Annotated in this window: 22 protein-coding genes and 1 riboswitch; of the genes, 7 read left to right on the plus strand and 15 right to left on the minus strand. The window is 42.6% G+C overall.

Annotated elements, in window-relative coordinates:
* Positions 1-32: 32 nt before the first annotated feature.
* A riboswitch (M-box (ykoK) riboswitch) is annotated at positions 33-197 on the minus strand.
* Between the two features lie 205 nt (positions 198-402).
* Positions 403-1,431 carry a M14 family metallocarboxypeptidase gene (locus tag AB685_RS14450; RefSeq protein ID WP_053073820.1) on the minus strand — a complete coding sequence of 343 codons (1,029 nt, stop codon included), beginning with the start codon at positions 1,429-1,431 and terminating at the stop codon, positions 403-405.
* Between the two features lie 138 nt (positions 1,432-1,569).
* On the opposite strand from AB685_RS14450, the gene AB685_RS14455 reads away from it, so the two are divergent.
* Positions 1,570-1,827: a YhdB family protein gene (locus tag AB685_RS14455; protein WP_047971291.1), complete on the plus strand. Its 258-nt coding sequence runs from the start codon at positions 1,570-1,572 to the stop codon at positions 1,825-1,827.
* A gap of 89 nt (positions 1,828-1,916) precedes the next feature.
* Here AB685_RS14455 and AB685_RS14460 read toward each other — a convergent pair whose 3' ends face one another.
* The 8 genes from AB685_RS14460 to AB685_RS14495 all read right to left on the minus strand — a co-directional run bounded on the left by AB685_RS14460 (position 1,917) and on the right by AB685_RS14495 (position 11,401).
* Complete coding sequence (locus tag AB685_RS14460; protein WP_047971292.1) at positions 1,917-2,456, minus strand: NADPH-dependent FMN reductase; 540 nt, start codon at positions 2,454-2,456, stop codon at positions 1,917-1,919.
* Positions 2,457-2,586: 130 nt separating this feature from the next.
* Positions 2,587-3,219, minus strand: coding sequence for a response regulator transcription factor (locus AB685_RS14465; protein ID WP_047971293.1), 633 nt, complete (start codon positions 3,217-3,219; stop codon positions 2,587-2,589).
* On the minus strand, positions 3,216-4,355 hold the full coding sequence (locus AB685_RS14470) for a GAF domain-containing sensor histidine kinase (RefSeq protein ID WP_047971294.1): 1,140 nt from the start codon (positions 4,353-4,355) through the stop codon (positions 3,216-3,218). Before AB685_RS14470 ends, AB685_RS14465 begins: the two co-directional genes overlap by 4 nt.
* A 199-nt stretch (positions 4,356-4,554) precedes the next feature.
* Positions 4,555-6,318 carry a phospho-sugar mutase gene (locus tag AB685_RS14475; RefSeq protein WP_047971295.1) on the minus strand — a complete coding sequence of 588 codons (1,764 nt, stop codon included), beginning with the start codon at positions 6,316-6,318 and terminating at the stop codon, positions 4,555-4,557.
* 181 nt (positions 6,319-6,499) lie between these two features.
* A complete protein-coding gene (locus AB685_RS14480) occupies positions 6,500-8,191 on the minus strand; it encodes a glycerol-3-phosphate dehydrogenase/oxidase (RefSeq protein ID WP_198530518.1) in 1,692 nt (563 codons plus the stop codon).
* 159 nt (positions 8,192-8,350) lie between these two features.
* Positions 8,351-9,841, minus strand: coding sequence for a glycerol kinase GlpK (gene glpK / locus AB685_RS14485; RefSeq protein ID WP_047971297.1), 1,491 nt, complete (start codon positions 9,839-9,841; stop codon positions 8,351-8,353).
* A gap of 22 nt (positions 9,842-9,863) precedes the next feature.
* On the minus strand, positions 9,864-10,421 hold the full coding sequence (locus tag AB685_RS14490) for a glycerol-3-phosphate responsive antiterminator (RefSeq protein ID WP_047971298.1): 558 nt from the start codon (positions 10,419-10,421) through the stop codon (positions 9,864-9,866).
* A 77-nt stretch (positions 10,422-10,498) separates the two neighbouring features.
* The gene (locus AB685_RS14495) at positions 10,499-11,401 is read right to left on the minus strand and encodes an AEC family transporter (RefSeq protein WP_047971299.1); all 903 of its coding nucleotides are present in this window, start codon (positions 11,399-11,401) and stop codon (positions 10,499-10,501) included.
* Between the two features lie 173 nt (positions 11,402-11,574).
* Here AB685_RS14495 and AB685_RS14500 point away from each other — a divergent pair, with 173 nt between their 5' ends.
* Positions 11,575-11,991 carry a DUF4395 domain-containing protein gene (locus tag AB685_RS14500; protein WP_047971300.1) on the plus strand — a complete coding sequence of 139 codons (417 nt, stop codon included), beginning with the start codon at positions 11,575-11,577 and terminating at the stop codon, positions 11,989-11,991.
* Positions 11,992-12,217: 226 nt separating this feature from the next.
* Here AB685_RS14500 and AB685_RS14505 read toward each other — a convergent pair whose 3' ends face one another.
* On the minus strand, positions 12,218-13,717 hold the full coding sequence (locus AB685_RS14505; protein WP_047971418.1) for a bifunctional GNAT family N-acetyltransferase/carbon-nitrogen hydrolase family protein: 1,500 nt from the start codon (positions 13,715-13,717) through the stop codon (positions 12,218-12,220).
* A gap of 428 nt (positions 13,718-14,145) precedes the next feature.
* On the opposite strand from AB685_RS14505, the gene AB685_RS14510 reads away from it, so the two are divergent.
* Positions 14,146-14,583, plus strand: a complete 438-nt coding sequence (locus tag AB685_RS14510) for a disulfide oxidoreductase (RefSeq protein WP_047971301.1) — start codon at positions 14,146-14,148, stop codon at positions 14,581-14,583.
* Positions 14,584-14,585: 2 nt separating this feature from the next.
* Positions 14,586-15,068, plus strand: a complete 483-nt coding sequence (locus AB685_RS14515) for a thioredoxin family protein (RefSeq protein ID WP_047971302.1) — start codon at positions 14,586-14,588, stop codon at positions 15,066-15,068.
* 27 nt (positions 15,069-15,095) lie between these two features.
* Here the strand turns inward: AB685_RS14515 and AB685_RS14520 are convergent, their stop codons facing one another.
* Positions 15,096-15,509 (minus strand): DUF5365 family protein, encoded by a 414-nt coding sequence (locus AB685_RS14520; RefSeq protein WP_047971303.1) that lies wholly within the window; start codon positions 15,507-15,509, stop codon positions 15,096-15,098.
* A gap of 165 nt (positions 15,510-15,674) precedes the next feature.
* Here AB685_RS14520 and AB685_RS14525 point away from each other — a divergent pair, with 165 nt between their 5' ends.
* Positions 15,675-16,571 carry an RluA family pseudouridine synthase gene (locus tag AB685_RS14525; protein WP_047971304.1) on the plus strand — a complete coding sequence of 299 codons (897 nt, stop codon included), beginning with the start codon at positions 15,675-15,677 and terminating at the stop codon, positions 16,569-16,571.
* 8 nt (positions 16,572-16,579) lie between these two features.
* Here the strand turns inward: AB685_RS14525 and AB685_RS14530 are convergent, their stop codons facing one another.
* Positions 16,580-16,999, minus strand: a complete 420-nt coding sequence (locus AB685_RS14530; RefSeq protein WP_047971305.1) for a GNAT family N-acetyltransferase — start codon at positions 16,997-16,999, stop codon at positions 16,580-16,582.
* Positions 17,000-17,148: 149 nt separating this feature from the next.
* Between AB685_RS14530 and AB685_RS14535 the strand changes: the two genes are divergently transcribed.
* Positions 17,149-17,961, plus strand: coding sequence for a FixH family protein (locus AB685_RS14535; protein WP_047971306.1), 813 nt, complete (start codon positions 17,149-17,151; stop codon positions 17,959-17,961).
* Positions 17,962-18,105: 144 nt separating this feature from the next.
* On the opposite strand, the gene AB685_RS14540 is transcribed toward AB685_RS14535, so the two are convergent.
* Complete coding sequence (locus AB685_RS14540) at positions 18,106-18,933, minus strand: aldo/keto reductase (protein ID WP_047971307.1); 828 nt, start codon at positions 18,931-18,933, stop codon at positions 18,106-18,108.
* 131 nt (positions 18,934-19,064) lie between these two features.
* On the opposite strand from AB685_RS14540, the gene AB685_RS14545 reads away from it, so the two are divergent.
* On the plus strand, positions 19,065-19,385 hold the full coding sequence (locus tag AB685_RS14545) for a hypothetical protein (protein WP_128755864.1): 321 nt from the start codon (positions 19,065-19,067) through the stop codon (positions 19,383-19,385).
* 53 nt (positions 19,386-19,438) lie between these two features.
* On the opposite strand, the gene wrbA is transcribed toward AB685_RS14545, so the two are convergent.
* Together wrbA and AB685_RS31315 are read right to left on the minus strand one after the other, a co-directional pair.
* On the minus strand, positions 19,439-20,053 hold the full coding sequence (gene wrbA / locus AB685_RS14550; RefSeq protein WP_047971309.1) for an NAD(P)H:quinone oxidoreductase: 615 nt from the start codon (positions 20,051-20,053) through the stop codon (positions 19,439-19,441).
* Positions 20,054-20,277: 224 nt separating this feature from the next.
* Positions 20,278-20,427 (minus strand): hypothetical protein, encoded by a 150-nt coding sequence (locus tag AB685_RS31315; RefSeq protein ID WP_157860722.1) that lies wholly within the window; start codon positions 20,425-20,427, stop codon positions 20,278-20,280.
* Positions 20,428-20,438: the final 11 nt, after the last annotated feature.

Genomic DNA, 20,438 nt, shown 5'->3' on the forward strand with positions numbered 1-20,438 from the left:
TGAAGGCGCATAAAGGCATAGTTGATCCTTATGATTTCCCTCATTCGTAGAGCTTTAGCACTGTGTGGCATAGGAAAATATCCAGCTGCATTAAATACCACCTTATATCGATGGTCTCTGTTGACCCATTGGCGTCTTTGGACGTTTCTGGGCAGCAGCATATCTCCACACAGGAGCCTCACCTAACGAAGGTAAATGAGTTTCACAATTACTACTCTACAAGGGAAAAACAGACTATGTCAACCTTTTTTCAGTTACTCTTTTTTTCTTCAATCGATAAAGTTTTCATTTGTTTTGTCTGTTGGTTAAATGTTTGCGTAACCATGCACAAAAATAAAATCACTTAACATACTTAATACCCATTTTTCATCATCAGAAACCTCCTAATATTGATACATACCGTTATTCTGCTTTATTATTTGGTGACACATTATTATTCAGATACAGATTTTTTGTTTTTGCTGCGAGATATATTCCCACCTTTTTGTTGCGATTCCACTCCTCCTGGAAAACGGATAATGGCGGGTTTGTATCTTCGACAAAGTAGGAAATCTCCGGAGTGAAGGATGGCCGTTTAAACTCTGACACAAACCAATCCGAAAATCCTCCCCCTACCGCATGCTCCTCTGGCTGGTCCAGCGAATAACCGGTAAGCTTAGAAAGCTGTTCTGCTATCCTTTTATCCCGATTGATGACAGCCTGATCATTTTTAAAATACCAATAAAGAACTCGTCCTGAAGAGTGATAGGTGATCGCCATCAACGGCTGAACTTCACGTGTAAAGGACACAACCGCTCTGGCCTCCTTGGCTTGAAGTGGGAACTTGCCCTTATAATACTGAAAAGAAGGAGCATTCGTTTTTTCTTTGATTGTTGACCAGCCTGCAGGATATTGCCGGTTCAAATCAATTCCATTCCCATTTGCCTTCCATCGGTCAAAATCGTCACTGTTTCCGTTCATTTTGATCAATAGTTTCTGTTGGTACTTCGGTAAAAAGCATACTCCCTCCTGCTGAATACGGACACCGTCAGGGTTGACCATAGGAATGAACCATATCGACACTTCATCCAAAAGATCAGGATTGTAACCGAAGATTTTTTGATTACTCTTATACGCTTGAAGATAGTACTCCAACTTTGTCATGACAAGACTTGTGGTTAACCATTCCCTCCCATGATGCCCGGCAAGGATTACAATATTAGCGTCCCCTTTGCCTATTTTTGCAGCCCAAATATTTTGTCCGAACTCTGATTTCCCGATTAGCTTGATATTAAGTTCATGGCCGTATTTCCTTTTCAATAGCTTAAGGTCCTCAAGCATTCGATCATACGTGTACCATTCCTGGGCATTAACTATCTGCTCCGCTTTTGTTGTGAAGGGATAGATTTGTATCAAAAGAATAAACAGAAATATCGCTTTGCATGTCCTCATTTATACACCTCTAAAATGCATTTCACTTATTTTGTGTCAATTTTCGTATGGAGATACGACCAACATTTTCAACGAGGGAAACATGCAGTTCTGACACAAAATATAACTACTCCTTAAAAAGAGGAGGAGAGGACTCAGATGAACACAGTTGACTACGACCGAGCGTTATATTACACGCACCGCTCAGAATGGGATAACCTGCTTATCCTGATGGTGCGGACAAAAGATGACTTCCTCTCCAAAAATATCGAGCATTTTCTTCACTCCTACAATTTCTCTAAGGACTATAAGGAAATTGAGAGTAACCTGTATCAACTGCTCCGGTATATTGATCATGCTGTAACAAGGAGCACAGAAGATCAAATGGACGAGGTAAGTCACGGATATATGGTGTAATTCATTTCTTAGGCAAACAGTGATCCGAGGTGCGACGAGCCTTGGGTTACTGTTTTTATGGTGAATTTGCAAAAAAAAGAGCCCTCCAATCAGGCCTCTTCATTCTCAAACAGATATTCGCGCATTTTCACATACATAACTAACTCTTTATAAAGAGCATCCACAAGATCGGCACTTTCTGCATTCAACGTGTCATTTTCATACTCAAAGCAGTGAGGATCCAACACCAGCTGTTTCGGGATGACATTCGCGTACACACCACGCCCTACCACACGCATATTGTTCAGTGCATTAATACCGCCTTTCCCACCGCCTGCTACTGCCAACAACCCGACAGGCTTGCTGTGGAACTGCTCGCTCCCAAGGAAATCCAATGCATTTTTTAACGCACCACTCATTCCGCTATGGTACTCAGGGGACAATAAAAGAACGGCATCCGCATTCTTGACTTTTTCCCTCAAGGAAATTACGTTATCCAATTCCGTTTGATAGGACTCTCCATTATATAAAGGGATTTCGCCCTCACTTAAATCAATTACCTCCACACCATATTTCCCATTCAGGAATCGTGCAGCTATTCCAGTACGTCCACTTTTTCTTGGACTTCCGCTTATCGCTAAAATGTTCATATATAATCTGCTCCCTCCAACTGTCTTTTATAATCTTAGTATAATCGACATTACAAGTTGGCAAATCGGAATAAATAGCTAACTTTTCCTACGAAAAATGAATCATTTTTTCTACGACTAAAGATGTAGGTCAGGCAATGCCATGTTTCACAGCATATAATGCCGCCTGCGTCCGATCTGCCAACTCCAATTTTGCTAAAATATTGGAGACATGCGTCTTCACAGTCTTTTCCGTAATGAAAAGGGCAGAAGCAATTTCTTTATTGCTTTTCCCTTTCGCAATCTCCGCTAAAACCTCCAATTCCCTTTTCGTAAGTTCCTCATGAAGATTCTTACTTCCAACTCCTCTCGCAAAATGGGACATGACATGAGAAGTTACCTTAGGGTGCAGCTGGCTCTCTCCTCGATGCACAGCACGAATGGATTCAATCAGCTGATCAGGCTCAACATCCTTCAGTTGATAGCCGGATGCTCCAGCACGTATTGCAGGGATAACATGATCCTGATCGGAAAAACTGGTCAGAATCAACACCTTAGACGATATTTTTCTTTCCATGATCTGTTTTGTCGCTTCGATTCCATCCATTTCCGGCATCACCAAATCCATCAGGACAACATCTGGATTCAAGGCTTCAGCTAGCTCCACTGCTTCCTTCCCGTTCTTTGCTTCCCCGACAATCTCAATATCCTTTTGCGTTTTCAAGAAAAAAAGCAAGCCTCTTCTTACAACATGATGGTCATCTGCAATTACTACCCTAATCATTTCTTCTCCCCCTTTGTCACTGGCATTTCCACCCGCACCATCGTGCCTTTTCCCAGTTCACTTAACAGCGTGAACGTTCCACCCAGGGCCTCGGTTCTCTCCTTCATACTTCTTAATCCCAGTGAAGGAATCTCTTCACTTTGTGTAAAAGAAAAGCCTGCTCCTGTATCTTTAATCTCCATGGAGACTCTTTTATTCTTCACATCAATAAGCAGGCATGCCTCTTTTTTCCCTGCATGCTTTTTACAATTGTTTAATGCCTCCTGTCCAATACGCCATAGACACTCTTCAAGGTGGTTCGGCAGGTCGATTACGCCTTTCACTTCCGAATGGATGCTGAGCCCCAACACTTTTCCATAGTTGAGCAGTGCACTGACGACCCCATTTTCCAACCCTTCAGGCCTGAGCTGCCAGATGAGTGCCCGCATTTCACTTAAAGCCTCCAGGGAAAGCTCCTGCATATATGTAAGCATTTCGAGAATTTGAGGGTCCGTTGTAAGCTCCTTCGTCCCTCTGGCTGTGAGCATAAGTGAAAACAGAAGCTGATTCACCGAATCGTGCAAATCACGCGCAAGCCTGTTTCGTTCCGCCAATATGGATAGATGCTGCTCGTTTTCCGAAAGCCTAATCCGCTTGATTGCGGTCCCGATCTGATACGCAACCGATTCTAAAAGGGCTAGTTCCGTATCAGTGAAATGTGTTTTGAAAGGTGCCGCCACATTCAGCAGACCGAACTTTTCCTCTCCTGCACGTAAAGGGACTGTTGCGTGGTGGGTGACATCGTCCGTATGCCCCCACTCATACTTGATTGCGTCCTCTATGCGTTTACAGGCAATAATATTGGATGCACGCTTAAGCCGCCCATCCCCGTAGCGATCCAGACACCAACAGCCACCCTCGCACATCGGTTTTTTGTTGTGACTTTTGAGTGCTTCCGGCAACTGATGATCTGCTGCCAATGCGTAGTTACCTTTTTCATCTATAAGATAAATCCAGCCTGTCTGCAGGCCTGTTACTTGAAGAAGTTCCTTTAACACACTTGTAAGCATTGTCGGCAAGTCATTGGCTTGATTCAGTGATTCCGCAATGATTTTTAATGCTCGCAGTTCTTGGATTCTTTGGTTTTCATGGACCATATTGCAAGTCCTCCTGTCCTTTGATGGTTCAAGTCATCTATTATCTTTCTATTGTAGCAGTGAGAATCCCTTTTGGCTTTCGGAAAAAGTCTTGGGTTTTGTGCGACTTTGGTCGTAGACGTTATTTAGATGATGTTACATAACAAAAAAAAGCCGCCCCAAGCATCACACCATGCTTGAAACAGCTCCGCATCTATTTTTAAACTTTCCCTACAGAATTCATACGATTCAAAAACTGGTCCACTTTTTCCATCAGCGATGTTGACATGGTATCCAATTTCTCTTTACTCTGTTCCATTGTTTCAGACTGGGTTCCAAAATAGAACTTAATCTTCGGCTCTGTTCCGGAAGGCCTTACACATACCCAAGTTCCGTCCTCTAGGAAATACTTCAGCACATTCGATTTAGGAAGATCGATTTTCTCTACCGCTTTTGTTTCCACAACAAGCCGTTCTTGAGTAGAGTAGTCCTCAATCGCTGTCACCGCGTAGCCTGCCACTTCAGCTGGAGGCGTGTTACGGAAGGCTGTCAGAAGGTTCGCAATCTGTTCCGCTCCTTCTTTTCCTTTCAGAGTTAAAGACTTCATGCCTTCAAGGTAGTAGCCGTATTGTTTATACAACTCCATTAAACCTTCATACATGGTCTTGCCTTGTTTTTTATAGAATGCGCAGATCTCCACCGCCATGATGCACGCTTGAACGGCGTCTTTGTCACGGGCAAAATCAGCGATCAATGAGCCATAGCTCTCTTCGTAACCGAACAAGAAGGAGTATTCCCCACTAGCCTCATACTGCTTGATTTTTTCCCCGATGAACTTGAATCCTGTTAACGTGTCCACCGTTGCAACACCGTAGCTATCAGCAATAACACGACCGAACTCAGATGTTACAATCGTTTTCAGCATCACTCCGTTTGAAGGAAGTGTACCTGTAGCCTTCTTCTCCGATAATAAATAGTGAAGGAAAAGAGCGCCTGTTTGGTTTCCCGTCAACACGACGTATTCTCCCTCAGGATTTTTCACTGCAACCCCTAAACGGTCCGCATCCGGGTCAGTTGCAATCAGGATATCTGCATCGATCTCCTTACCATCACGAATCGCCAATTCAAAGGCTGCATGCTCCTCAGGATTCGGAGAAGAAACCGTGGAGAAATTGGGGTCCGGCTGCTCCTGCTCGGCAACAACCTTCACATTTTTATATCCAAGTGCATCAAGACCCTCGCGAACTGGTAGGTTAGCTGTTCCGTGCAAAGGAGTGAATACCACCTTCACTTCCTCACCCATCTGCTTCCCTAATTCTGGGTGCACACTGATCGTAGTAAGCTGCTTCAAGTATTCCTTGTCCACTTCTTCGCCGATGATTTTGATCAGGCCTTTATTTTTCAAGTCCTCTTCCGAAGCAACCTTGATTTCGAGCTCATTTTCAATTTCATTTACTTTTGCAATCACTTGATCTGCTTCAAACAACGGCAATTGTCCTCCGTCTGGACCATACACCTTGTACCCATTATATTCTGGTGGGTTATGGCTTGCTGTTACCACGATTCCTGAGAATGCATTCAAGTATCGAACGGCAAAAGATAATTCCGGAGTCGGACGCAGACTTTCAAATACATACGTCTGAATGCCATGGCTTGCCAATGTTTTGGCCGCTTCCATTGCAAATTCTGGTGATTTATGACGGCAATCATAAGCTATCGCGACACCGCCCTTTTTCGCTTCCTCACCGAAGGACTCTATGTAGCGTGCCAATCCTTCTGATGCTTTTCGAACCGTATATAAATTCATTCGGTTTGTACCAGCGCCAATTTCTCCGCGCATTCCACCAGTACCAAATTCCAATTCTTTATAAAAGCTTTCTTCCCTCGCCTTGTCATCATGCTTCATCTCTTGAATCAGCTTCACCATTTCTTCATCAAGATTTGTATGTGACTCCCAAAGGTCGAATTTTTCCATCCATTTCATCTGTCTCTTCCTCCTTGCGTTTATCAGGATATAGTAAGACTTCTACTTACCTACTAAAGCTTCCTGCAAAAAAAATACGTCGAATTATGACAAATTATGCACTCGTGAACGTTTTCACTCATTATTATACTAAAAAAGAAAAGAAATCGCATTCACAATTCCTTTTCCTTTCCTGAATTATTTATCCGATTTTACTTACGGAAGGGTCAGGCTCCTCTTCATCCACTGCCGTCACTGCATCGCGGAGGTGACGCTCCAACTCTTTACCGTATTTTTCTTTTTGGGATCTGTTCCAGATAAGCTCCCTTTCCATACAATCCAATACTTTTCCTTTCCATTTCTCTATCCAGCCGATATGGAAAAACAAGGCCCCTGTTCTTCGGATGAAAAAATCTAACGGGGTGGCAGCCATCTCCTCACGCATGGCATAAATCAATTGGACATACACATCTAGTGGTAACCCTACCCGGTCTGCTTTCCCACGCTCTGCTTCCGCTATTTTATATAGCTTATCAACATTGGATCCATACAGGGAGGCGAGTCTATTCGCTTCTTCCAACGTAAATCCATAAGCTACTCCCTCTTCCCCTATCTTATCTACAAAGCGGGGGAAGTTCGCGGAACCTCCTACATCCCCACCGGATATCGGCATGTTCTTTGTTTTAGATGCCCCATAATTTTTACTGATCTCCTTGGAAAACTGCTTGTTAATCAGATCTACCACCAACTCGGCCATTTTCCGATATCCTGTTAATTTACCTCCTGCTATCGTAATCAGTCCTGAATCTGATACCCAAACCTCATCCTTCCTTGATATCTCGGATGCGGACTTTCCTTCTTCATGGATGAGCGGTCGCAAACCCGTCCAGCTGGATTCAATGTCCGATTCTTCCAAGTGAACGGAAGGAAACATGAATTTTATCGCGGCAAGAACGTAATCCTTATCTTCCTTCGTCATCCTCGGATGAACCATATCTTCTGTATAAACTGTATCTGTTGTACCCACATACGTTTTTCCTGCTCTTGGGATGGCAAAAATCATCCGTTTATCTTCCGTGTCAAAATAGATCGCCTGCTTTAGCGGAAACTTTTTCTGATCAAAAACCAAATGAATTCCCTTTGTCAGCTGCAGATGCTTTCCCTTTTTAGATCCATCCATTTCACGAAGGGAATCCACCCAAGGGCCAGCTGCATTTATCACTTTCCTAGCTCGAACTTTATAGCTTCTATTACTCAGCTGGTCGACCACGATCGCACCAGCCACTTTTCCGTTCTCATAAAGGAGCTTTTCCACTTTTGCATAATTTACCGCCTCAGCCCCCTGCTTGATGGCCTCTTTCATGACCTCAATGGTAAGTCGTGCATCATCTGTTCGATACTCGACATACACACCGCCACCTTTTAAGCCTTGACTATTCAAAAGAGGTTCCCGCTTCTGTGTTTCCTTTGCATCCAGCATTTTTCTGCGCTCTGACTTTTTTACATTGGCCAGAAAATCATACACCTTCAACCCAATGGATGTGGAAAATTTGCCGAATGTGCCGCCTTGGTAGATCGGCAAAAGCATCCATTCCGGAGTGGTGACATGCGGACCGTTTTCATAAACGACCGCTCTCTCTTTTCCGACTTCTGCAACCATCTTCACTTCCAGCTGCTTCAGATAACGTAGACCCCCGTGAACAAGCTTGGTCGACCGGCTTGAGGTTCCCCCCGCAAAGTCCTGCATCTCCACTACAGCCGTTTTCATTCCTCGCGTTGCTGCATCCAGTGCAATCCCGCTCCCGGTAATCCCACCACCTATTACAAGGATATCGTATGTTTCCTCAGACATCTTTTCTAACAATAACCCTCTATTGAAGCTTGCGAATGTCAATTTTTTCATGGGTAACAGCCTCCATCTTTATTAGTATGTATATATACAAAAAGAGACCACAGGAAACATAGACAAAGCTTTTGCTTCGAATATGTTCTGTGGTCTCTCCTAATCTCCAACCGGTCTATTAACTTATCAATACTATATCATATGCAGCGCTTACTTAAAAGCCATAGTTGCATTAACCGCTTTTTCCCATCCCTCATAGAGCTCTTTTTGATCCTCTTCCGTCATTTTCGGCGCAAAGGTTTCTCCCTTTTGCCATTGGGAAGCAATCTCTTCTTGATCCTTCCAGTATCCTACTGCAAGTCCTGCCAGATATGCCGCTCCAAGTGCCGTTGTTTCATTCACAAAGGGCCGCTCCACTCCCACTCGTAGCATGTCGCTCTGGAATTGCATGAGGAAGTTGTTCTTAACCGCACCGCCATCAACCCTTAAGGCTTTTAAGGAGATACCAGAATCCTGTTCCATAGCAGTCAGCACATCTTTCGTCTGATATGCCAACGACTCTAGGGTAGCCCTAATTAAATGTTCCTTGGAAGTACCACGCGTAAGGCCGAACATAGCACCGCGAACGTCACTGTCCCAATAGGGAGTGCCAAGTCCAACGAAAGCAGGTACTACATACACACCTTCCGATGATTCGACCCGTGTCGCATACTCTTCACTCTGACTCGCATCCTTGAACATACGCAGTCCGTCCCGTAGCCACTGGATCGCAGAACCTGCAACAAAAATGCTTCCCTCCAATGCATAGGTAACTTTTCCATCCAATCCCCAAGCAATTGTAGTAAGCAATCCGTTATCGGACTTAATTGCTTTTTCACCTGTATTCATTAGCATGAAGCATCCCGTGCCATACGTGTTCTTCGCCATTCCTTTTTCATAGCATGCCTGCCCGAACAAAGCAGCCTGCTGATCACCTGCCGCCCCTGCGATTGGAACCTCATGACCGAAAAAGTGGAAATCAACCGTCTTGGCATACAATTCCGAAGAAGCTTTCACTTCGGGCAGCATACATGCCGGCACTTCAAAAATATTTAATAATTCTTCATCCCACTTCAATTCGTGGATATTGTAAAGAAGCGTTCGGGACGCATTCGAATAATCTGTCACATGAGCTTTCCCGCCTGAGAGCTTCCAAATCAGCCATGTATCAATAGTACCGAAAAGAAGGTCCCCTTTTTCTGCTTTTTCACGTGCACCCTCCACATGGTCAAGGAGCCATTTTACCTTTGTACCCGAAAAGTACGCATCCACAAGAAGTCCCGTTTTCTCACGGATTTTCTGTTCATGCCCTGCAGCTTTCAATTCTTCACAAATGGAGGCTGTCTGTCTCGATTGCCACACAATGGCATTATGTATCGGCTGGCCTGTATTCTTATCCCAAACAACAGTTGTTTCCCGTTGATTCGTAATTCCTATTCCTTCAATCTGTTCCGGTTTGACCCCCGACTCGGAAAGACATGACGCAATGACCGCAAGAATGGAGCTCCAGATTTCGTTGGCGTTATGCTCCACCCACCCCGACTTGGGAAAATACTGTTTGAATTCCTTTTGGGCCGTATAGACCGGCTCCCCTTGTTTATTGAAAAGTATGGCCCTTGAACTTGTGGTCCCCTGGTCCAAAGATAAAATATACGTTTCCATCCTTTCCCCTCCTTCTCCGTATTCATTTCGAGTAATGCTCCCAAAGTTCCTGCTTGGATGTCGTCACAGCGGTGGCTCCTGCCGCTATCGCCCGATCCACATCTTCTATCGTACGAATCAGTCCCCCAGCGAACACCGGTATCCCCGTTTTCTCTTTCACTTCCTTTATCATATGAGGAACAACACCAGGAAGAACTTCAATAAAATCTGGTTGTACCTTCTCAATGACCTGATAACTCTTTTCCACCGCATTTGAATCTAACAGAAACAATCGCTGAATTGCATAGACCCCACGCTGTTTTGCTTTTGTAATCACAGTGGCTCTCGTAGACACCAACCCTGCTGGCTTCAAGGTCTGACAAAGAAACTCCGCCGCATGTTCATCATTCTTAATCCCCTGGATCAGATCGACATGAATAAACAGTTTTTTATTTTCCCTTTTGGCCGCCTTTATGAAACTGGGAATCTGTGAAAGCTGACTGTCTAGTATTACCCCATATTCATAGCTGCTTTGTAAAAAGCGCTCCAATGTTTTGCCGTTCTTCACTGCAGGTAGAATGGTCTGGTTTTGAAAAGTCATGGGAAGCCTCCCGTTTTTAATGAATTATTATCTGATTTTGTTGAAAGGAAAACTTGAACCTTTACAAGTTAAAATATTTACAACACCAACCAAAACATCACCGGCAACGTAACAGGGGTCAATAACGTACTAACCAAGGTCGCACTTGAAACGAATTCCGGTTCTGTGTTGAATTCCAGAGCATACATGGTCGTGTTCGCCGCTGCCGGCATTGCCGCCATTATGATCATCAACTGTTTAATCATCGGATCCACCGGAAGCACCAAAGTGAATAGAAAAGCAATGAATGGTGAAACCACCAGTTTAATGGAAAGAGCGTACAGCAGTTTTTCCTTTGCTGTCGTACGTATGGATATTTTCGCAAGCTGCATGCCCAAGATAACCATGATGACCGGAATTGTTGCATCCGCCACTAGATGGACAGCCTGCATGATGGGCTTGGAAACCGGTACTGAAAACCATTGAAAAAACAGACCTATTACTGCTCCATACATGATTGGCATTTTCACCACAGACATTAGTGCTGATCGGAAGCCATCATTGTCCGGACTTCCCTTTGCTGCATAATACACTCCGACTGTCGCCATCAACAACGATTGAATGACCATCAGAACAATTGCATACTCAAATCCGGCAGCACCAAAGAGCAGCAGTGCCACAGGTGTTCCGTAATTTCCATTGTTCATGAAACTCGATGATAGAATGAGACCACAGGTTTCAGATTTTGAATACCTTCTCACCCAGGCAATAAGGTATGTAAAAATAATTAATGAAAAACAAAGCAAACAACAATAAATGATGATGTAAAGATGATCACTAGAAAATTCGTTCACGTAGAAAGTCCTGAACACAAGAACCGGTGACAATAGATACATCGCCATCTTGGACAGGGCTTTCACATCAAACCCGATTGTTTTCTGACCGATAAAGCCAATTGCAAATATCATGAAAACCGGTAATATTACCTCTAAAAATATCAAACTACTCTCCCCAAATCTTTGTGTGAATTAACTATGTCAGTTTTGTATCTCCTATACTATCAAAACTTAACACAATTATCTTCTTACCAGTTTTTATTTGTTGCACTTCTTTACACAAGTCGAGTATGATAGTCATAACAAATATCCGATTATACAGGTGGGATTAATCACATATGAAAAATAACACTTTACCTAAACCACTAGTTACCTTTAACCAATGGTTCATTTTATCTACCGTTGTCCTTTCCCTTGCAACCGGTTTATATATTCTGATGGCGTTGCCTCTGCTTGCAGGTCTGATGGGTCTTTTTTTGAAATGGAACCCAGCCATTATTGTTGCAAGGAAGTTCCTTTCCAAGCCAGCTGGATCTTATCCACAGGAAGATGTTGCGCAGCTTCAATTCAACCAATCCATCGCGGTTGCATGTTTAGCATTGGCGTTGATTGGATTCTATTCCGGATATGTCATTGTCGGTTATGTATTTGCCGTGATGGTAGGTGTAGCATCTGGAGTCGCTCTGATGGGCTTTTGCGTAGGCTGTTTTATCAGGTTTCAGTGGCAGCAGTATAAATATCGTCGTTTTAATTAAAGTTATTATTAATGAACTCCTCATGGGGTTCATTTTTTGGTTCGTTTGGTTCGGGAATGATAAAAACGCGTATGGTGACTTTTTCCTACATCCAATTCGGCAAACTCTGTCCTCATTGACCTTGTATGACGACCTCCTCCCATGAAAAACCTCAAACTCTGTCCTCATTCCTCATTGAATAATGCATGCTAAAAAAGCGACCCACCAAAAGGTCGCTTTCCACAAATTATTTTTTATACTTGATTTCGTACACGTCCCTACGACGGTCCTTCAACTGACGCACCGTACCCGACTGACGCTGGCGACGGAGAATCTCTAAGTCCACATCCCCGATAATTACCATTTCAATATTCGGATTGCACTCTCCTACAATTCCGTCCCTTGCAAATTCGAAATCGGACGGAGCAAAGATCGCCGACTGGGAGTACTGGATATCCATGTTCTCCACCTGCGGAAGGTTTCCACATGTCCCCGCAATAACCGTGTAGATCTGATTTTCCACAGCGCGCGCTTGAGCACAATAGCGGACACGAAGATAGCCTTGGCGGTCCTCTGTATTAAATGGACAGAAAATGATGTTGGCTCCCTTTTCTGTCGCAATACGAGCCAGTTCTGGAAACTCGATATCATAGCAGATCTGGATGGCGATTTTTCCGCAATCCGTATCGAATACCCGAACGCTCTCCCCACGGCTGATTCCCCACCATTTACGTTCATTCGGGGTGATGTGCAATTTGTACTGTTTCTCTATGGTCCCATCACGACGGAATAGATAAGCAATGTTGTAGACCTTTTCATCCTCCTCAACGAAATGCGAGCCTCCAATGATATTCACATTATATTTAACTGCAAGGTCAGTGAATAACTGGATATATCGTTCCGTATACTTCGTTAATCGTTGAACAGCTTTACTAGGTACCTTCTCATGTAAAAAGCTCATTAATTGAGTAGTGAAAATCTCTGGAAACACTGCAAAGTCAGCGCCTGCATCCGAGGCAACATCCGTGTAATACTCCACCTGTGTTGCAAATTCTTCAAAAGAGCTGATGGGTTTCATCATGTATTGGACCACACAAACCCGAACAGGGAAGGAAGTCTTAAAGTGGCGCTTTGTCTTAGGAATGTACTCGACGTTATTCCATTCCATCAATGTTGCAAATTTATTGGAAGCGACATCGTCCGGCAAATAGCCTGGATTGATACGCATCAGTGTAAATTCATTAAGAAGCTGGAAAGAAAGTACAGGATCATAAACTTTATGACGCATCACCTGCCTGACGTACTCACGAGGCGTCATCTCTTCTGCATACTTGTGATAGTTCGGGATCCGACCACCAATGATGATACTTTTCAGATTCAGCCTTCGTGCCAGGTCTTTTCTCGCCTCATAGAGACGGTGCCCTACCTTCATACGGCGATAGCCCGGATGTACCATCACTTCAATTCCATACAAGTTGTAGCCATCTGGATTGTGATTGGTGATATATCCTTCATCTGTGATGTCATCCCATGTGTGACGATCATCATACTCATCAAAGTTGATCAGAAGGCTTGAGCAGGATCCGATTATTTCCCCATCATATTCCGCGCATAGCTGCCCTTCAGGAAACATGTTCAAGTGGCTTTCCAGGTGCTCACTCTTCCAAGGCTGCATCCCTGGAAAACACAAATGCTGAAGTGCAATAATATCATCTATGTCTTTCAATTCTATGTTTCTGATATTCATTTTTCTCTCAAATTTAGATAAATCGATTTTTGACAAAGCTTACATCTCCTATCCTTATGTACAAAAAAGCATGCCGGGCTGTTTCTATTTGTAAAAATGTAGAATAGCCCAATATTACTTATTCCCTAATTTTATCATAACAAAACAAAAAACAATAAAGGACTTTGACATCAATTTCATTGTTACTTATCAACAAACTAACATTTATATGATCTACTATTCCATCCATGTCGAAATAATTTTTATTTCCCGAGAAATTTGTCACAACTTATATTTTTTCGTCACAAAACATAAAACCAGTATTGGAAACGGCTTTCTTTATCCCCGTCAAAGAATGTTCACATTAATATGAAGGGAATAGTTTTGCAATAATGATGAGTAAGGACTATAATTTTAGAAAAGTATCTTGAATTCAAAAGAGGCGAGTTATGGTGGATCATTCCAAGAAAGTGGAGAACCTATTGCTTGTGGCAGCAATCATTGCCCTTGTCGCAACTCTAGGCAGTTTATATTTTTCTGAAGTATTGATGTATATACCATGTGAACTGTGCTGGTATCAGCGGATACTGATGTACCCGCTTGTAGTTCTGCTAGGAATTGCTGCGGTAAAGAAAGATGCGGGGATTGCGACCTATGCTCTTCCTCTATCCATTATCGGAGGCACCATTTCCATCTATCATTATTTGGTGCAGAAGGTAGCATTTTTCGGGGAGAACTCCGTTTCCTGCGGAGTGGTGCCGTGTACTGGCCAATACATCAACTTACTGGGCTTTATTACTATCCCATTTTTAGCACTTATCGGTTTTACATCCATTACGGCAATTTTACTTTATGTGAAAAAACTTTCAAAGAAAGCAGGTAACTGACCATGAAAAAACTTATCATCATCATGGCGGTCATTATGGCCATCTTTATAGCACTCGTTGTCATCACAAATATTCAGCAGAAGCAGAATGTTGAAGGTAATCCTTTTGGAAAGGACAAACTTCATACAGAAACACAAAAACAGCTCGATGACCCTCTTTATCAAAACATCATTACTCCAGATCAATTGAAGGAAGATCTTGCTGCTGGAGAAACGAAAACAATTTATTTCTACAGCTCCACTTGTCCCGCTTGTAAGCAAACAAGCCCTGTTGTTGTTCCAATGGCCGAAGAGATGGGAGTCGAAATGGAACTATATAATCTTGAGGAATTTAATGATGGCTGGAATGAATATGGCATCAGATCGACTCCGACCTTCATTCATTTCGTAGATGGCCAGGAAGTGGAACGCCTTGAGAACTACCACGAGGACCATAACGTGTACTCCGAATGGTTCGAGAAAGTAAAAGAAACTCCTAGCGAATGATCGCCAGGAGTTTCTTCCTTTTTTCGGTTAAATTAAGAAATGATTAGAAGGACTTATAAATTTACTGAAGATATTAGCCTTGCTAGGTTTCGGTGTAAATTGATCAATTGAAAACGGGAAGGAAAAACCAAACTCTCTTAACATATTGACATTCCTCTTATATATTTCACGATGCTTGTTTAATAGATCCTCTTCCTGGATTGCTTCAATAACTGCAATGATTGCTTGAAGGCATGAAATGATATGAAATGCTTCTTTCAATGTTCCATTATAATCGGAAAAAGTATCATGGACTTCTCCAGTGTGAAGGGATAATTGTTTTGCAAGGTTTTCTATCTCTTTGTCTGTGAAATAATAAGGAAGAATGTTCGTTAAGAGGTGTTGGACCAATTCACCGATATGGTCCTCCTGCTCTGGAGTTGAAGCGTACACTACTTTCACGAATTAAAACCACCCTTGTAACTTCTCTATAACAAAAGAGTAACATAAATGCATCTTTATTTGGGTAGGTAGTTAATGGAATCCATAGACTGATTACGACAAAAATCAAGCAGAACTTTGCGTACCACAGTAGTATCATATTTCTTATATATAAAGGAGCTCACAATGAACAACCAGAAACTTAGATTTACTGTTTCTAAAAATGCATCCCTCCCTTTGCAGGGTTATCTGAAAGAGATGATTGGCATACCAAAGGGTCTTCTTCATGAACTACGGATGTCCAAGCAGGTCACCGTAAATGAAGAAATACCGAATTGGACAACACCTCTTCTGGAAGGAGACCGAATCTCTATACCTGTTTTACCAGAAGAGGTATCGCCTCCTGCTACGGATATGAATATTGAGGTAGTTTATGAAAATGAACATTTAATGGTGGTAAACAAAAATGCAGGTTTGGAGACACATCCGTCTTCAGAAAAAGATTTCCATTCCCTTTCCAACGGTGTTTCACAATATTTCAAGCAAAAAAATATTCAGGCAAAAGTACGCCATGTCCACCGTTTGGATAAAGACACCAGTGGAGCCATTCTTTTTGCCAAACATGCCATCTCTGGAGCTATACTCGATAGGCTGCTGGAGGAAAGAAAAGTGAAACGAACATATCTGGCTCTTGTTGAGGGAATATTGAACACCTCGAAAGGTACAGTCGATAAAGCAATCGGAAAAGATCGCCATCATGCATCTAGAAGGCGAATTTCCCCCAACGGCCAAAAAGCTGTCACTCATTACAAAGTCATTAAGACATTTCCCAAGGATCGATTGTCACTTGTGGAACTGACTCTCGATACAGGAAGAACACATCAGATCCGTGTACATATGAGTAGCCTAGGTCACCCTTTATACGGCGACAAACTTTATGGAGCGACAAACAAACACCATCGCCACAGCCTCCATGCCTGGAAACTGAGCGTTCCACATCCGTTCACTGGTGAGAGTGTCACTGTTCATGCACCACTACGTGATGGGTTCGGTCCTTCTTTTCTGAAGTTAGAAGAGCTGTAGCACGGGTGCTACAGCTTCTTTCTGAACACATAACTCGATTTCTCATAATCCATCTTATCTTCATAAAACCTATGGGCATCCACTCTTGCTAGACCGGAAGACAGTGTTACCTTCTCACAGCCCCTTTCTTTACCTAGCTCTTCAATATACCCTAACAGTTTTTCGCCATATCCCTTGGATCTTGAACTGCTTTTGGTTACAAGGTCATAGACATAAATATGGCGCCCATCATAGAAATTTGTCAGCGTGATGATCCCCGTAACTGCCTCCACTTCTTCTCCTTCAATATAAGCATGCAATTCATAGCCCTCACCTTGCATCGTTTCGTAAATCTCTAGGAAAGACTCCTCAGTCAAATGAGGTCTTAACTCTTTTAATACATGATATCCTTGTAATAGCTCCTCTTTTGTTTGTAGATGCTTAATCATATTCCTCAACCTCCCTTATGTATAAACCATATCGAGTATGGCCAATACCAATATAGTACTATGTTTGTTCACAGGATTGATCTTTTTTTAATAATTTTCCTTTAAGATTCTAGATATAATAAAACCATTGAACGAGAGGAGTGTTTTAGTTGAAAAAATTCACTATACTGATCTGCTTGCTTTCATTATTAATGTTGGCAGCTTGCGGATCATCCGATAACAATGAAAATACAAATGGTAACAGTGATGGAGTTCCTAGCATGGTTGAAGTAGAAATTAAGCTTCCTGAAGCAATTGAACCAAATGAAGAAGTGAAAATTGAAGCATTGGTCACACAGGGTGATGAAAATGTGGAAGATGCAAATGAAGTAACATTTGAAGTATGGAAACAAGGTCAGGAAGCCGACCATGAAATGATCGAAGCGACAAATGACGGAGCCGGAATCTATTCCATTACGAAAACGTTTGAAGAAGAAGGCTTCTACTATGTGGTGGCGCATACCACTGCAAGAGAAATGCACGTGATGCCCCGTGTAGAATTGACTGTCGGAAACCCTGACCCTTCCGAACAGGAGGAAGAGAAACACAGTCACGAACATAAAGAGGACGGTCACAGCCACGACCATGAAAATCATGAAAAAACCGACCACGATGATCATCACAGCCATGAGAACACATTAAACATGACGTTACAACATGGTGATACGGTGAAAACAAATCAAGAAACAACCTTGTCTACAGAACTTAAGCATGAGGATGCAACATTTACCGGTGCGGATGTGCGCTTTGAAATCTGGCATGAAGATTCCGAGCAACATGAATTTGTGAATGCCGAAGAAGTTAGTGAAGGTGTCTATGAGGCAAAAGCGACCATGACAGAAAGCGGTCTGCACTATGTACAGATACATGTGGAAAAAGACGATTTGCATGAACACCAGCTTGAAGAATTAGAAGTTGAATAATAAATAAGTAAAGGTGCCAGTTCCTAATGTTAAGAACGGCACCTTTTCCTAATGGGCAATATGATCTGTATAACTCCTGTAGATTTACGTTCCAGGTGATTCTTACATAACATGAAAATTGTGGCGAACGTCCCAACAAATCACTTAAAAATCAAAGTTATCTGGATCTGGACCTACACGTTTGTCTTCATTCAACGCATGAATCTTCTGCATGTCTTCCTCTGACAATTCAAAGTCAAAGATATCCGCGTTTTCTTTGATACGGTGCTCTTTCACTGACTTCGGAATCGTTACCACACCGTTCTGTAAATCCCAACGCAAGATGACCTGTGCTACAGATTTATTATGTGATGTTGCGACTTCTTTTAATACTTCGTTATCCAAGAGTTGGCCCTGCATAAGAGGAGACCAAGCTTCAAGCTGGATTCCGTTTTCTTTACAGAAATTAAGCAGTTCTACCTGTGAAAGCTTAGGATGATATTCCACCTGATTGACCATCGGCTTCACTTCTGCCACATCCAAAATATCTTGAAGGTGGTGAATGTGGAAGTTGCTTACACCGATTGCACGCACTTTTCCATCTTTATATAGCTTTTCTAGCGCTTTCCAAGTATCAACATACTTGCCTTTTACAGGCCAATGTACCAAATAAAGATCCAGATATTCCAGTCCAAGCTTTTCCATACTCTCATCAAAAGCTTTTAATGTGGATTCATACCCCTGATCTGCATTCCACACTTTTGTAGTAATGAAAAGCTCTTCGCGAGGCACATCAGATTCTCTGATTGCTTTTCCGACACCTTCTTCATTTTTATAGATGGCTGCCGTATCAATACTCTTATACCCAGCATGAATCGCCATTTTCACAGAAGCTTCAACCTCTTGCCCTTCTTCCACTTTAAAAACACCCAATCCGAACCATGGCATTTCTAAACCATTATGTAAGGTTGTGGTGGACGCTAAACTTTTCATTTTTTTCACCTTCCTATTCGTAGTATACTTTTATTATGTCGGATTGAGGTAAATAAGCAAATAATTTGCTTAGGCACTCACCTATCAATTTGTCCTGCTATATATATAGAAAAAAGGAGATTTATATGGAGATGTATGACTACATTATGCTCTTGAATCTGTTGGCCATTGTTTCTACGACACTGGGCAGTTACCTGTACGTCTCGCAGTTGGTGAAGAGAAAAGGAGCATTCTTTTTCCACACAGTTATCAGCCTTTTCTTTATTGTTATTACCTGGTTCATCACCACTTCGATTTGGTACTTCCTGACCATACAGGTTGACGGACTCCTTTACATTGGTGGGATGCTTTTTAATATGATGGTAGCCATATTCTGTTCAACCGTCCTCTTGGCTTACCTGTTTGTCCAACGGGCTTATTTTATAAAAAAGTATAAAAAAAGCAATAAATAAAACACCTATCTAAAGGTTCACTCTGAACCTTTTGGGATAGGTGTTTTCTCTTATTACTGCATTCCGTTCTTGATAGCACTCGCCACCTGGATGGTTCGCTTGGTTTGATGCTTCACCGCTGCTGCCACATCCTCTTTCCAGTTGCCATCCTGATCGGCTGTTACACTTGTTCCATACGGATTTCCTCCAGCTTCAAAAATGGAGTTATCAGTATAGCCTGGTGCTGCTACAATCACTCCCCAATGGTACATGGTCGTGTACAGGTTAAGAATAGTCTGTTCCTGGCCGCCGTGGGGATTGCTTGCTGATGTCATGGCGCTTGCGACTTTGTTTGCAAGCTTCCCTTCCGCCCAAAGTCCTCCTGTTGTATCCAAGAACTGCTTCATTTGTGCTGGAAGGGTACCATATCTTGTCGGAACACTGAAGATATAGGCATCTGCCCATGTCAGGTCATCTAGGCTTGCTTCCGGTACATCCTTTGTTTCCTCCAGGTGTTGTTTCCAAGCGGGGTTGGATTCGATTGCCTGCTGAGGGGCAAGCTCTGGCACCTTGACGAGTTTCACTTCCGCTCCAGCTACTTTGCCAGCTACTTCTGCCGTCTTTGCAAGTTTGTAATTGGTTCCAGTTGAGCTATAGTAGATTATTGCCAATTTCACATTCGTTGCCATCGTTTATCGCTCCTTTTCCAATTTAGTCAAAGGGTACATTCATGTTAGGGATTCATATTACTTTTCCCCTATTAGTTATCTTGTACCCAATTATCTTGAATTAAAACTATGGAAGATGCGGCGTACAGCTATATCAGAAATTTTACCCCAAAAACAAACAAAAAACCCCACCCGACAAACAGAATGAGGTTCTCCCAAAAATCCCTTTATTCCAAACCTATAAATCATCCACCTGGAATAGGTTCGGGGTGCTCATCTTTTCCAGATGTAGACATTACATCCGGTTGTGTTTGGACTTGCTCCTTTTGGAGTTCTCCAGCTCCTCCAAACAATAAGAATACAGCGATTGCTAAAAGAACCAAGTTTTTTTTCATACTGATCATCT

It is taken from the genome of Bacillus sp. LL01, from assembly GCF_001037965.1.

Bases quoted from the DNA above. Each gene is read 5' to 3' on its own strand.
- AB685_RS14500 (WP_047971300.1), top strand. From the start codon at position 11,575: ATGAAAAATAACACTTTACCTAAACCACTAGTTACCTTTAACCAATGG.
- AB685_RS14525 (WP_047971304.1), top strand. From the start codon at position 15,675: ATGAACAACCAGAAACTTAGATTTACTGTTTCTAAAAATGCATCCCTC.
- glpK (WP_047971297.1), bottom strand. From the start codon at position 9,841: ATGGAAACGTATATTTTATCTTTGGACCAGGGGACCACAAGTTCAAGG.
- AB685_RS14470 (WP_047971294.1), bottom strand. From the start codon at position 4,355: ATGGTCCATGAAAACCAAAGAATCCAAGAACTGCGAGCATTAAAAATC.
- AB685_RS14455 (WP_047971291.1), top strand. From the start codon at position 1,570: ATGAACACAGTTGACTACGACCGAGCGTTATATTACACGCACCGCTCA.
- AB685_RS14475 (WP_047971295.1), bottom strand. From the start codon at position 6,318: ATGAAATGGATGGAAAAATTCGACCTTTGGGAGTCACATACAAATCTT.
- AB685_RS14545 (WP_128755864.1), top strand. From the start codon at position 19,065: ATGTATGACTACATTATGCTCTTGAATCTGTTGGCCATTGTTTCTACG.
- AB685_RS14450 (WP_053073820.1), bottom strand. From the start codon at position 1,431: ATGAGGACATGCAAAGCGATATTTCTGTTTATTCTTTTGATACAAATC.
- AB685_RS14505 (WP_047971418.1), bottom strand. From the start codon at position 13,717: ATGAATATCAGAAACATAGAATTGAAAGACATAGATGATATTATTGCA.
- AB685_RS14460 (WP_047971292.1), bottom strand. From the start codon at position 2,456: ATGAACATTTTAGCGATAAGCGGAAGTCCAAGAAAAAGTGGACGTACT.
- AB685_RS14465 (WP_047971293.1), bottom strand. From the start codon at position 3,219: ATGATTAGGGTAGTAATTGCAGATGACCATCATGTTGTAAGAAGAGGC.
- AB685_RS14510 (WP_047971301.1), top strand. From the start codon at position 14,146: ATGGTGGATCATTCCAAGAAAGTGGAGAACCTATTGCTTGTGGCAGCA.
- AB685_RS14515 (WP_047971302.1), top strand. From the start codon at position 14,586: ATGAAAAAACTTATCATCATCATGGCGGTCATTATGGCCATCTTTATA.
- wrbA (WP_047971309.1), bottom strand. From the start codon at position 20,053: ATGGCAACGAATGTGAAATTGGCAATAATCTACTATAGCTCAACTGGA.
- AB685_RS14490 (WP_047971298.1), bottom strand. From the start codon at position 10,421: ATGACTTTTCAAAACCAGACCATTCTACCTGCAGTGAAGAACGGCAAA.
- AB685_RS14530 (WP_047971305.1), bottom strand. From the start codon at position 16,999: ATGATTAAGCATCTACAAACAAAAGAGGAGCTATTACAAGGATATCAT.
- AB685_RS31315 (WP_157860722.1), bottom strand. From the start codon at position 20,427: ATGAAAAAAAACTTGGTTCTTTTAGCAATCGCTGTATTCTTATTGTTT.
- AB685_RS14540 (WP_047971307.1), bottom strand. From the start codon at position 18,933: ATGAAAAGTTTAGCGTCCACCACAACCTTACATAATGGTTTAGAAATG.